11 protein-coding genes and 1 tRNA gene are annotated in these 11,230 nt (G+C 68.9%); 5 read left to right on the top strand and 7 right to left on the bottom strand.

Annotated features, from left to right (window positions below; all coding sequences use genetic code 11):
- Nucleotides 1-90: 90 nt before the first annotated feature.
- Nucleotides 91-164: transfer RNA gene (locus tag EOV43_RS14360), tRNA-Pro, on the bottom strand.
- Nucleotides 165-277: 113 nt separating this feature from the next.
- Entirely contained in the window at nucleotides 278-1,213 is a 936-nt protein-coding gene (locus tag EOV43_RS14355; protein ID WP_206611340.1) for a metallophosphoesterase, read from the bottom strand.
- A 26-nt stretch (nucleotides 1,214-1,239) separates the two neighbouring features.
- Between EOV43_RS14355 and EOV43_RS14350 the strand changes: the two genes are divergently transcribed.
- On the top strand, nucleotides 1,240-1,704 hold the full coding sequence (locus tag EOV43_RS14350) for a GatB/YqeY domain-containing protein (RefSeq protein ID WP_128221895.1): 465 nt from the start codon (nucleotides 1,240-1,242) through the stop codon (nucleotides 1,702-1,704).
- A gap of 136 nt (nucleotides 1,705-1,840) precedes the next feature.
- Here the strand turns inward: EOV43_RS14350 and EOV43_RS14345 are convergent, their stop codons facing one another.
- Nucleotides 1,841-4,264, bottom strand: a complete 2,424-nt coding sequence (locus EOV43_RS14345) for a transglycosylase domain-containing protein (protein WP_128221894.1) — start codon at nucleotides 4,262-4,264, stop codon at nucleotides 1,841-1,843.
- A gap of 313 nt (nucleotides 4,265-4,577) precedes the next feature.
- Here EOV43_RS14345 and EOV43_RS14340 point away from each other — a divergent pair, with 313 nt between their 5' ends.
- Complete coding sequence (locus tag EOV43_RS14340) at nucleotides 4,578-4,895, top strand: WhiB family transcriptional regulator (RefSeq protein ID WP_128221893.1); 318 nt, start codon at nucleotides 4,578-4,580, stop codon at nucleotides 4,893-4,895.
- A gap of 73 nt (nucleotides 4,896-4,968) precedes the next feature.
- On the opposite strand, the gene bagB is transcribed toward EOV43_RS14340, so the two are convergent.
- The 3 genes from bagB to EOV43_RS14325 form a co-directional block, all read right to left on the bottom strand.
- Complete coding sequence (gene bagB / locus EOV43_RS14335; protein ID WP_128221892.1) at nucleotides 4,969-6,180, bottom strand: ArsA family ATPase; 1,212 nt, start codon at nucleotides 6,178-6,180, stop codon at nucleotides 4,969-4,971.
- Nucleotides 6,177-7,223, bottom strand: coding sequence for an ATPase BagA (bagA, locus tag EOV43_RS14330; protein WP_239022144.1), 1,047 nt, complete (start codon nucleotides 7,221-7,223; stop codon nucleotides 6,177-6,179). Before bagA ends, bagB begins: the two co-directional genes overlap by 4 nt.
- A 121-nt stretch (nucleotides 7,224-7,344) precedes the next feature.
- Nucleotides 7,345-8,136: an IclR family transcriptional regulator gene (locus EOV43_RS14325; protein ID WP_128221891.1), complete on the bottom strand. Its 792-nt coding sequence runs from the start codon at nucleotides 8,134-8,136 to the stop codon at nucleotides 7,345-7,347.
- Nucleotides 8,137-8,292: 156 nt separating this feature from the next.
- Between EOV43_RS14325 and EOV43_RS14320 the strand changes: the two genes are divergently transcribed.
- Nucleotides 8,293-9,072, top strand: a complete 780-nt coding sequence (locus EOV43_RS14320) for a CoA transferase subunit A (protein WP_128222357.1) — start codon at nucleotides 8,293-8,295, stop codon at nucleotides 9,070-9,072.
- A 1-nt stretch (nucleotide 9,073) separates the two neighbouring features.
- Nucleotides 9,074-9,709 (top strand): CoA transferase subunit B, encoded by a 636-nt coding sequence (locus EOV43_RS14315; protein ID WP_128221890.1) that lies wholly within the window; start codon nucleotides 9,074-9,076, stop codon nucleotides 9,707-9,709.
- Between the two features lie 73 nt (nucleotides 9,710-9,782).
- On the opposite strand, the gene EOV43_RS15890 is transcribed toward EOV43_RS14315, so the two are convergent.
- Nucleotides 9,783-9,911, bottom strand: coding sequence for a hypothetical protein (locus EOV43_RS15890; protein WP_277745773.1), 129 nt, complete (start codon nucleotides 9,909-9,911; stop codon nucleotides 9,783-9,785).
- A gap of 200 nt (nucleotides 9,912-10,111) precedes the next feature.
- On the opposite strand from EOV43_RS15890, the gene EOV43_RS14310 reads away from it, so the two are divergent.
- Nucleotides 10,112-11,191, top strand: coding sequence for an LLM class flavin-dependent oxidoreductase (locus tag EOV43_RS14310; protein ID WP_239022143.1), 1,080 nt, complete (start codon nucleotides 10,112-10,114; stop codon nucleotides 11,189-11,191).
- Nucleotides 11,192-11,230 lie beyond the last annotated feature (39 nt).

Here is an 11,230-nt window from a genome sequence, read left to right as displayed (position 1 = left end):
TTATGACGTCCGGGGACGCGGGGGACCCCTGAAATGCAGAAACTCCCCGGATCCAGTGGATCCGGGGAGTTCGGGAATTCTTGCTTGCTGTCGGGCTGACAGGATTTGAACCTGCGGCCTCCTCGTCCCGAACGAGGCGCGCTACCAAACTGCGCCACAGCCCGTCCGCTCGTTTCGCCACCGGAGTGACTCACGAACGAGACAACCATACCCATGCGGGGTGGCCGAGCGGAAATCGGGTCCGTGTTCGGGATCTCAGGCCCTACGTCATGGCTGGTCAGGGACGTGCGACGAAGGTCAGTAGCGTCGCTTCGGGACGGCAGGCCACCCGGACCCGGACGAACGGGTTCGCACCCAGACCCGCTGAGACGTGCATCCACGCCGAGCCGGGATCGCCGGGGGAGGAGTCGGCAGGGTGGCGGTGCAGCCCCTTGACCCGTTCGGGGTCGAGGTCGCAGTTGGTGGTCAGGGCACGGCCGCGGCCGTCGAGCGTCGGTAGGCACACCTGGCCGCCGTGGGTGTGGCCCGCGATCACGGCGTCGTAGCCGTCGGCGGCGAACTGGTCCAGCACCCGCAGGTACGGCGCGTGCACGACGCCGAGGCGCAGGTCGGCGGACGGGTCCGCGGGCCCTTGGACGGCGACGAGGTCGTCGAGCCCGATGTGGGGGTCGTCGACGCCCGCGAACGAGATCCGGGTGCCCTTGATCGTCAGTTCGCCGAACGTGTTGGTGAGGTCGAGCCAGCCGCGGGAGTCGAAGCCGTGTTTGAGGCCCTCCCAGTCCAGGAACGGGCGGTCGATGTGGCGACGGCCGTGGTCCTTGCCCAGGTAGGCGAACGGGTTGCGCATGCCCGGGTCGTAGTAGTCGTTGGAGCCCAGGACGTAGGCGCCCGGGACGTCGAGCAGGTCCCCCAGCGCGTCCAGTGTGGGACGCACGGCGTCACGGTGGGCGAGGTTGTCGCCGGTGTCGATGACGAGGTCCGGTTCCAGCGCGGTCAGGGACCGCAGCCAGGCCTGCTTCTTCGACTGCCCGGGCGTCATGTGGATGTCGGAGAGGTGCAGCACCTTCAACGGCGCGTGGCCGGGTGGCAGCGCGGGGATCTCGACGTGGCGCAGCGTGTACTGGCGCGCCTCCCAGAGTCCGTAGGCCAGCGCGGAGGCGCCCGTCAGGACCCCGGCGGCGACGGTTCGGGCAGCAATGCGTTGCAACGACACCCGGCAAGGCTGACACACTGGAGCACATGAGCACCCTCAAGGAACGACTCCGCGACGACCTCACCACTGCCATCAAGGCCCGCGACGACCTGCGATCCTCCACGATCCGCATGGTGCTGTCCGCGATCACCAAGGCCGAGGTCGCCGGCAAGACGGCCAAGGAGCTCACTGACGCCGAGGTCCTCGACGTCCTCTCGTCCGAGGCCAAGAAGCGCCGCGAGGCCGCCACCGCGTTCGCCGACGGCGGCCGTGAGGAGATGGCAGCCAAGGAGACCGCCGAGGCCGCGATCCTGGCCGACTACCTCCCCGCCCAGCTGAGCGAGGACGAGGTCGTCGCGATCGTCGCCGCCGCGATCGCCGAGACCGGTGCCGCTGCCGAGGGCATGCGCGCGATGGGCAAGGTCATGGGCAAGGTGACCCCGCAGGTCAAGGGCCGTGCCGACGGCTCGTTCGTCGCCGCTGAGGTCAAGCGTCAGCTCGCCTCTGCCTGATCTTCGCCTGAACCACGCCCGGTGCCGCCACGGCGCTGGACGACGAGAGCCCCCACCGGATCATCCGGTGGGGGCTCTCGTGCCTGCTGAGACGTGCGCACTGAGACGTGCGCACTGACCCGTGCGTGCTGGGACGTCAGTCGTCGTCGTTCTTCTTCTTGGGCTTCTTCGCGTCGTCGTTCTTCTTGCCGTCGGAGCCCTTCTTGGATCCGTCGCCCGCGGGCTTCTTCTCCGGCTTGGGCGGGACGTACCCGGTGGAGGGGTAGACGTAGACGGTGTCGCCAGAGCTGAGGCCTGCGCCCGAGCCGGGCGAGGACCACGCGACGAGGCCCTCCTTGACGTCGGAGTTGACCCGCGAACCCTCACGGGCGTCGAAGCCGGCCTTCTCCAGAGTGCGGATCGCCTTAGCGACGGTCATCCCGGAGACGGAGGGGACGCGGATCTGGACGCCGAGGACGTCGGAACCCGACGGACGACGGAAGTCCTCGTCCTTGAGCTTGCCCTGGATCGCCTTCATCGCGTCGCCCCAGATCGGGCCTGCGCGGCCCGAGCCGGACGCGGTGTTCCAGTAGGAGCCACCGATGGTCTGGCCGGCCAGCGGGATCGGGGTTCCGGCCTGGTTGGCGCCACCGATCATGGCGGCGGCAGCGAGGTTGGGGGTGTAGCCGACGAACCAGACCGACTTGTTGCTCTGCGAGGTACCGGTCTTGCCCGCGGAGGGCTGGTTGAGCGCGATGCCATTCTGGTAGCCGAAGCCGCCCGGCTCCTGGACGCCGCGGAGCACGTCGTTCACGGCGTCGGCAACGGCGCCACGCAGGACCTGCTTGCACTTGGAGGGGTACTTCTTGAGGGTCTTGCCCTCGGAGTCCTCGATCGAGGTGACCGGGCGGGAGTCGCAGTGCAGGCCGCGTCCGGCGAAGGTCGCGTAGGCCTCGGCCATCTCCAGCGGGCTCGCGTTGGCGGCACCCAGCACGAAGGACGGGGTGCGCTCGGCGCCGATGCCCTCGGTCGGGTTGTCGAGGTCGACGCCCATCTTGCGGGCCAACTTGAACGGCTCGCACAGGCCGGTCTTCTGCTCGAGCTGCACGTAGTAGGTGTTGACCGAGTTCCGGGTGGCGGCGTACATGTCCATCGGGCCCGAGGTGGTGGAGTTGTTCACCGTCCACGGGGCGCCGCCGCCGTAGTAGCCGTCGCAGTCGGGGAACGAGCGCTGGTCGAAGGTCTTCTGCTTGGGGGCGTCGATGATCTGGCGCATCGACACCTCGCCCTGGGTCAGGGCGGTGGCCATGACGAAGAGCTTGAACGTCGAGCCGCCGGGGAAGCCGGCGGAGTCGCCGTACTTCTCGTTGACGACGTAGTTCAGGTACGTCTCGCCCTTCTTGACGTTGTCGCCCATCGGGCGCGACTGGGCGATCGCCCGGACGTTTCCGGTGCGGGGCTCGACCATCGCGAGCGCGCCGATCGCGTCGTCCTTGGGGAAGACCTTCGAGGAGACCGACTTGTCGGCGGCCTTCTGGGCGTCGAGGTCGACGGTGGTGTGGATCGTGAGGCCACCTGAACGCATCAGGTCGCGGCGCTCCTCGGGCGTCTTGCCCAGAGCGGGATCCTCGAGGAGGTAGCGGTAGACGTAGTCGCAGAAGAACGACGCGGGGGAGTTCACGCAGCCGTTCGCGGCGGCCCGGACGTCGAGCCCGAGGGACTTGTCCTTGAGGCGCTTGGCCTCGGCGGCGGGGATGACGCTGAGCTCGGCCATGCGGTTGAGGACGATGTTGCGTCGGGTCAGCGCACGGTCGGGGTAGGTGGTGGGGTCGTAGCCGACCGGGTTCTTCACCAGGCCCGCGAGCGTGGCGGCCTCCTTGATGGTGAGCTTGGAGGCGTTCTTGTTGAAGTAGTGGCGGGCCGCGGCCTGGACGCCGTAGGCACCGTCGCCGAAGTAGGCGATGTTGAGGTACCGCTCCAGGATCCAGTCCTTGGAGTAGTTCTGCTCGAACGCGATCGCGTAGCGCAGCTCACGGATCTTGCGCTCGTAGCTGTCTTCGGTGGCCTTGTCGCGCTCCTCCTTGGTCTCCGCCATGTCGACCAGGGTCAGCTTGACCATCTGCTGGGTGATGGAGGATCCACCCTGGACGTTGCCGGCGCTGGCCTGGTTGGTGAGGAGTGCGCGCAGGGTGCCCTTGAGGTCGATCGCGCCGTGCTCGTAGAAGCGGTAGTCCTCGATCGAGACGATCGCCTGGATCATCGGCTTGGCGATCTGGTCGAGGGAGACGCTGACGCGGTTCTCGTCGTAGAACGACGCGATCAGGTTGCCGTCGGTGTCCAGGACGTTGGTCTTCTGGGCGAGCGGCTTGGTGTCGAGGTCGAGGGGGAGTTCCTCGAGGGTCTCGGCGACGTTCTTGGTGGTGCCTCCGACGGCGCCGATGATCGGCATCGCGAGGCCGGCAGCCAGGACCCCGAGGACGACGGCGGTGGCCAGGATCGCCGAGACGAGGGTGGCTGCACGCCTGCCCCTGCCGGGCTGTTTCGTGGTCCCCTGCACGTCCTGCTCCTGAGGTGTTGCCATGCGCTCACCCTACGTGAGCGGCGGGTACCCGGACAGGTTGCTGCGCGTGAGTGGCCGCGCGCATGACGCCGATGGCCCGTGGCGGCTCGGTGGCGTTGCGTGACATTCATGTTTCAAGGACATGTCCGTATACGCATCGCGACACGTTTTGGGGCCGTAACCATAAAGATCTAGTCATTCTGGACTACATGAACTGGGCTAAAGGTGTCTGCCAGACTGGGGGTGGCATCCCTAGTTTTGGGTTCGCAGCACCAGCGGTAGTGGGTTTCATGGGGACATCCACCCGCAAACTGATGATCTTGGGGAGACACACATGTGGGTTGAGGACTGGAGCGCGAAGGCGGCCTGCAAGGACGCCTCACCGGACCAGCTGTTCGTGCGGGGGGCCGAACAGAACAAGGCGAAGCAGCTCTGCAACGGTTGCAGCGTCCGTACCGAGTGCCTGGCCGAGGCGCTCGACAACCAGATCGAGTGGGGCGTCTGGGGTGGCATGACCGAGCGTGAGCGCCGCGCGCTGCTCCGCCGTCGTCCCGGTGCCTCGTGGCGCACCGTGCTCGAGACCGCCCGTCAGGAACACTCGCGCAGCGACGTGGACCTCGACGCCGAGGTCGACACCGTCGCCGGAGTCTGACCACCAAGTTCGTACCTTTTTCGTAGCGGCCCCCGGAACTGATCCGGGGGCCGAACGCATTTCCGGAGGTGCCTCAGGACGCCTTCACCGGTTCGGGAGCGACGTCGTCGGGACCTGCTGCGAGGAGACCTCCGACCATGCGCAGGCCGTCCAGGTCGTGCACGTCGGTGGCCAAGGCCCGCACCGTCGTCACCGTCACCTGCGGGTGCGCCACCGCGAACCGACGCACCACCCGACGCTGGGTCTGCGCCGCCCGGGCCCGGTCGGCCTGGATCTGTAGGAGCCCCGACGTCACCCCCGGTCGCAATTTCAGCGCCGCGGCGCCGGCGGCGTCCGCGCCGATCGAGGGCACCGGCACGTGTGTTGCCCGGTTGACCACCAGACCAGCCAACGGCATCCGGTCCTGTGCCAGCCGTTCCACGAAGTAGGCGGCCTCGCGCAGCGCGTCCGCCTCGGGGGATGCGACCACGACGAACCGGGTGGGGGAGTCCTTCAGCAACGCGTACGTCTGCTCGGCCCGCGCCCGGAACCCGCCGAAGAGGGTGTCGAAGGCAGCGATGAAGACCTGCAGGTCGCCCAGGAACTGCGCTCCCAGGACCTTCTGGATCGCACCCGTCACGATCCCCAACCCTGCTGTCAGCAGCTTCGCCGGCCCCTTCGCAGGGGCCAGCAGGATCCTCAGCAGCCGCCCGTCCAGGAACGACGAGAGCCGTTCAGGGGCGTCGAGGAAGTCCAGCGCCGAACGTGAGGGCGGGGTGTCGACGACGACGAGGTCGTAGGTGCCGGCCTTCGCGGCGTCGCGGTGCACCTGGCCCAGCTTCTCCATCGCCATGTACTCCTGCGTGCCCGCGAACGAGCTCGACAGCGCCACGTAGAAGGGGTTCTCCAGGATCGCGCGGGCCTTCTCCGGCGACGTCTGGGAGAGCACCACCTCGTCGAAGGTGCGCTTCATGTCGAGCATCATCGCGTCGAGCGAGCCGCCCGCAGACGTGTCGAGCCCCTGCACCGGACGCGGCGTGTTGTCGAGGGTCTCGATGCCCAACGACTGCGCCAGGCGTCGGGCCGGATCGATGGTCAGCACCACGACCTTGCGGCCCCGTTCGGCAGCGCGCAGAGCCAGCGACGCCGCCGTCGTCGTCTTCCCGACGCCGCCGGACCCGCAGCAGACCAGGATCTCGATGCTGCGGTCGTCGAGGAGAGCGTCGACGTCCCAGGCGCCGCCGGGTTCGGTCACGGGCTTCTCGGGGGCGGTGGCCAAGGGCCCCACCCGATGACGCCTGCTCATGCCTGACCTCCGGTCGCGTCGAGGGAGCCCTTGACCTCACTGACGCCGGTCGCCACGAGGTGTCCTGCGAGTTCGTAGAGCCCGGCGAGGTCGACCGCGGCGCCCGCGTCGGGGCGGTCGGTCGCGCCCAGCAACGGGAGCTCGGCGTACGGCAGGCCGGTCTCGGTGAGGAGTTCGCGTTGGGAGTCCTGCAGCCCGATCCTGGCCGCGTGCTCACCGGCCAGGGCCACCAGCGCCTCGACCGCGCCCGGCGCTGCGAGACCCACGTCGTCGAGCTCGGCGGCGAGTCGGATCGGGTCCAGCTCGCCACGTCGGGTGCGCTCCAGGTCGGTGGGGGAGAGAGCCGAGGCGCCCACCCGGTTCGCGATCAGCGCGCCCACCGGCAGCCCGACCGCACGCAGCTCCGCGATCCCGTCGATCGTCTCCTGCACCGGCATCTCCTCCAGCAGCGTCACCAGGTGCACCCGGGTCGCGTCGGAGCGGAAGAGCTCCATCACCTTGTCGGCCTGGGAACGGATCGGCCCCACCTTGGCCAGACCGGCGAGCTCGCCGTTGACGTTGAGGAACTGCGTGATCCGGCCCGTCGGGGGCGCGTCCATGACGACCGCGTCGTAGGTGATCGCGCCCTTGTTGCGGGCGTTGCGGATGACCGCCTCGTAGACCTTGCCAGTCAGCAGGACGTCGCGGACACCGGGCGCGATCGTGGTGGCGAACTCCAGCACCCCGAATTTCTCCAGCGCCTTCCCGGCCTTGCCGAGGCGGTAGTACATGGCGAAGTACTCCAGGAGTGCCGACTCCGCGTCGACGTGCAGGGCGTTCACCGAGCCGCCGACGCCGTCGTCGCCGGGGAGTCCGGTCGCGAGCCGCGTCTCCGCGTAGGGCAGCGGGTCGACGTCGAACATGCGGGCGATGCCCTGTCGCCCCTCCACCTCGCAGAGCAGCACCCGACGTCCCGAGGACGCCAGGGCCAGTGCCAGTGCGGCGGCGACCGTCGACTTCCCGGTCCCGCCCTTGCCGGTGACGATGTGCAGGTCTGCGCTCACCCGCCCGACCCTAGGGGAGCACGCGGCCGTCGAACAGGGCTGTGGACGTGCCGCGGGTTACATGTGCGTGAACGCTGGGGGAGACCGCCGTGAGGCTCACCCGGGCTGCGTCGTGGGACGCCTATCCGCGCTGTGCGATCGCCTTCGACAACGCGTGCGCCTCCCGCAGCAGCAGCGGCCCGAGTTCACGCTGACGTTGCGCCGAGAACCGGTGCTCGATCCCGGTCAGGCTCAACGCCCAACGCGGCTGCTCGTCGGCGTCGAAGACCGCAGCGGCCATGCCCCAGGACCCCTCGACGATCAGGCCCGGGTTGAGGGACCAGCCGTCGCGTCGGGTCGCCGCGATCCGCTCGCGCAGCGCGGTGGCCGAGTGCGCCTCGCCGTACGACGTCGTGAGTTCGAGGCGGCGCAGGATGTCGGAGACCTCGGAGTCGGGCAGGAACGCCAGCAGCGCGAGCCCGGCCGACGCGACGCCCAACGGGAATCGGATGCCCTCGTGCAAGACGTGCGAGCGGATCGGGAACGAGCCGTCCTCGCGGGCCAGACAGACGGTGTCGTCGCCGCGGCGCACCGACAGGAACGCGCTCTCCCCGGTCGCGGCGCTGAGCCGACGCAGGAACGGCACCGCCACCGACGTGACGTCGTAGCGCTGCGCGGCGGCGTTGCCGAGCAGGAACAGTTCGGGGCCCAGCAACCACGCGCCGTGCTCGTCGCGTTCGGCCAGACCGGCGGTGGCCAACGACGTCAGGAGCCGGTGCGCGGTGGGCCGCGCCAACCCGCAGGCGCGAGCTGCGGCCGAGGTGGTGACGCCGGCCGGTTCGCCGTCCGACAGCACCCGCAGCAGGGCCGCGACCCGTCCGACGACGTCGACGGGAGGCGGGGTGTCACTGGTGCGCGCCGCGGGGGTGTCCACTCAGCGAACGATAGCGTCCATCAGTTTTCGTCTGCCGAGAGATCAGCGGCCGATCCGGACGAAACGCTCGATCGTCGAACGATCGAGGGGTCGAATGCAGGCTGACAGACGTGCACCTGCAGGAGCCCTGGGGTGCGGAACAACATGGAGGTCCACATGGACAAGGTGGTGGCCAGCGCCGCCGAGGCAGTCGCAGACATCCCGAGCGGTGCGACTCTCTCGGTCGGTGGCTTCGGTCTCTGCGGCATCCCGGCAGTGCTCATCGACGCACTGCTCGACGCCGGAGTGACCGACATCGAGGCGTACTCGAACAACTGCGGCGTCGACGACTGGGGTCTCGGCAAGCTCCTCAGGGAGAAGCGGATCCGTCGCATGGTCTCGTCCTACGTGGGCGAGAACAAGGAGTTCGCCCGCCAGTACCTCTCCGGCGAGCTCGAGGTCGAGCTCAACCCGCAGGGCACCCTCGCCGAGCGCATGCGCGCCGGCGGTTCGGGCATCCCGGCGTTCTTCACCGTCACCGGTGTCGGCACCCAGATCGCCGAGGGCGGTCTGCCGTGGCGCTACGACGCCGAGGGCAACGTCGCCGTCGCCTCCCCGGCCAAGGAGACCCGCGTCTTCAACGGCCAGGAGTACGTGATGGAGGAGGCGCTCGTCGCTGACTTCGGCCTCGTGCGTGCCTGGAAGGGCGACCGCCACGGCAACCTCGTCTTCCGTGACTCCGCACGCAACTTCAACCCGCTCGCGGCGATGTGCGGACGCATCACCATCGCCGAGGTCGAGGAGCTCGTCGAGCCCGGCGAGCTGGACCCCAACGAGATCCACACCCCGGGCGTCTACGTCCAGCGCGTCGTGGCCCTCACTCCGGAGCAGGCGGCCGAGAAGCGCATCGAGAAGCGCACCGTCACGCCCCGTACCGACGCTGGACAGGAGGCCTGAGATGGCTTGGACCCGTGAAGAGATGGCAGCGCGCGCGGCTTCCGAGCTCGCCGACGGCCAGTACGTCAACCTCGGCATCGGCCTCCCGACGCTGGTGCCCAACTACGTCCCCGAGGACGTCGAGCTGGTCCTGCAGTCCGAGAACGGCATCCTGGGCGTGGGCGCGTACCCGCTCGAGGGTGACGAGGACGCTGACCTGATCAACGCCGGCAAGGAGACCGTGACGGTCCGTCGTGGCGCGTCGTTCTTCGACTCCGCGACGTCGTTCGGCATGATCCGCGGCGGCAAGATCGACGCCGCGATCCTTGGCGCCATGCAGGTCTCGGCCGCGGGTGACATCGCCAACTGGATGATCCCCGGCAAGATGGTCAAGGGCATGGGCGGCGCGATGGACCTGGTCCACGGGGCCAAGCGCGTGATCGTCCTGATGGAGCACGTCGCCCGCGACGGTTCCTACAAGATCGTCAACGAGTGCTCGCTGCCGTACACCGGCAAGCGCGTCATCGAGCGGATCATCACCGACCTCGCGGTCATCGACATCACGCCCGAGGGTCTCGTCCTGCGCGAGCTCGCGCCGGGTGTGACCGAGGACGAGGTGCGGGAGAAGACCGAGCCGGAGCTCATCTCCGCGCTGTGATCCACCTGCTGCGGGAGCCCTGACGGACGTGTGCTGTCGGGGCTCCTGTGCGTTCTGCGGTGGAGCGGGTGGATCAGCGTCGGTTGCGACGCTCGTCGGAGATGATCTGCGCCGACCACATGGCGGCGGCGACGGTCGCCGTGATCATGACGACGACGAGGAGCGAGAAGAGGCTGCTGGAGAGACCGAAGACTGTGTTCATGAGGGTGAACCTAGGGACCGGGTGAGCCGAAGTGGCGGATCGCACGTCACGTTCCCCAGCATTGGGTAGCGCAGCGCCGTGACACGCGCTCGCAGATGCTTGCTCTCTCGCGTCGGTCATCGAAATCCGTGACGCTGCTCGGGGCGGTTCGCTGGTGGCCACGGCGGAATGGATCGTCCGGCGTCGTTGTTCACGCGTCCGTGACGACTCCTGACGTTTCCCCCGCCGAGACCCCCGCAGCCCCGATGCCGACGCTCTCGGTCCTCGACCTGATCCCGGTGCGTTCCGGGCAGAGCACCGGTGAGGCCCTGCGTGCCTCGACCGCGCTGGCCCGCACCGCCGACGAGCTCGGCTACCACCGCTACTGGGTCGCGGAGCACCACAACACCACCTCGGTGGCGTCCACCAACCCGCCGGTCCTGATCGCGATGCTCGCCTCGGCGACGCAGCGGATCAGGCTCGGTTCGGGCGGCATGATGCTGCCCAACCACTCGCCGCTGGTGGTCGCGGAGCAGTTCTCGCTGCTCGAGGCGGCCTTCCCCGGCCGCATCGACCTCGGTCTGGGCCGCGCGCCCGGCACCGACGCCCTGACCCGTTTCGTCCTGCGTGGACAGGAGATGGAGGACGCCGACCAGGCCGTCGCCCGCTTCCCGCAGTACGTCCAGGACATCGCGATGCTGATGCGTCCCGAGGGTGTCGAGATCTCCTACGGCCAGCGTCGTCAGGGCCTGCGCGCTACCCCGAACGCCGTCTCGGTGCCCACCACCTGGTTGCTCGGCTCCTCGGACTACTCCGCCGCCCTGGCAGCGCAGCTGGGCCTTCCGTACGTCTTCGCCCACCACTTCTTCGGTGAGGGCACCGCGCAGGCGATCGCGCGCTACCGCGACAACTACCAGCCCTCGGAGGCCTTCCCGGAGCCGACGACGTTCCTCACCGTCAACGCCTCTGTCGCGGAGACCGCCGACGAGGCGTTCCGGATGGCGATCCCGCACATCCAGTCGATGATCGCGCTCCGCACCGGTGGCCCGTTCAACGCCCAGCGCACCGTCGACGAGGCCGAGGAGATCGGCTTCCCCGACGCCCACCTGTCGATGGTCGAGCAGATCCGCGAGAAGTGGATCATCGACGACACCACCAACGCCCAGCGTCGGATCGCCGAGTTCGCGGCAGAGCACGGGGTCGACGAGGTGATGGTGCAGCCCGTCGGTGGCGCACTCGCCTCCGACCCGATCGACGCCGCGCCGTCGCGGGAGAAGACCCTGCGTCTGCTCGCCTCCTGATCCGCCAGACCCCACCGGTTTGAGTCGCAGAAACGGTAG

This window comes from Nocardioides yefusunii (assembly GCF_004014875.1).
Lineage (GTDB): Bacteria > Actinomycetota > Actinomycetes > Propionibacteriales > Nocardioidaceae > Nocardioides > Nocardioides yefusunii.
The sequence above is the reverse complement of the archived record's forward strand: the minus strand, read 5'-3'. Positions and strand labels throughout refer to the sequence as shown.

What these genes read in the sequence shown, in the direction of transcription:
- EOV43_RS14350 (WP_128221895.1), top strand. Translation starts at nt 1,240, where the DNA reads ATGAGCACCCTCAAGGAACGACTCCGCGACGACCTCACCACTGCCATC.
- EOV43_RS14345 (WP_128221894.1), bottom strand. Translation starts at nt 4,264, where the DNA reads ATGGCAACACCTCAGGAGCAGGACGTGCAGGGGACCACGAAACAGCCC.
- EOV43_RS14340 (WP_128221893.1), top strand. Translation starts at nt 4,578, where the DNA reads ATGTGGGTTGAGGACTGGAGCGCGAAGGCGGCCTGCAAGGACGCCTCA.
- bagB (WP_128221892.1), bottom strand. Translation starts at nt 6,180, where the DNA reads ATGAGCAGGCGTCATCGGGTGGGGCCCTTGGCCACCGCCCCCGAGAAG.
- EOV43_RS14320 (WP_128222357.1), top strand. Translation starts at nt 8,293, where the DNA reads ATGGACAAGGTGGTGGCCAGCGCCGCCGAGGCAGTCGCAGACATCCCG.
- EOV43_RS14315 (WP_128221890.1), top strand. Translation starts at nt 9,074, where the DNA reads ATGGCTTGGACCCGTGAAGAGATGGCAGCGCGCGCGGCTTCCGAGCTC.
- EOV43_RS15890 (WP_277745773.1), bottom strand. Translation starts at nt 9,911, where the DNA reads ATGAACACAGTCTTCGGTCTCTCCAGCAGCCTCTTCTCGCTCCTCGTC.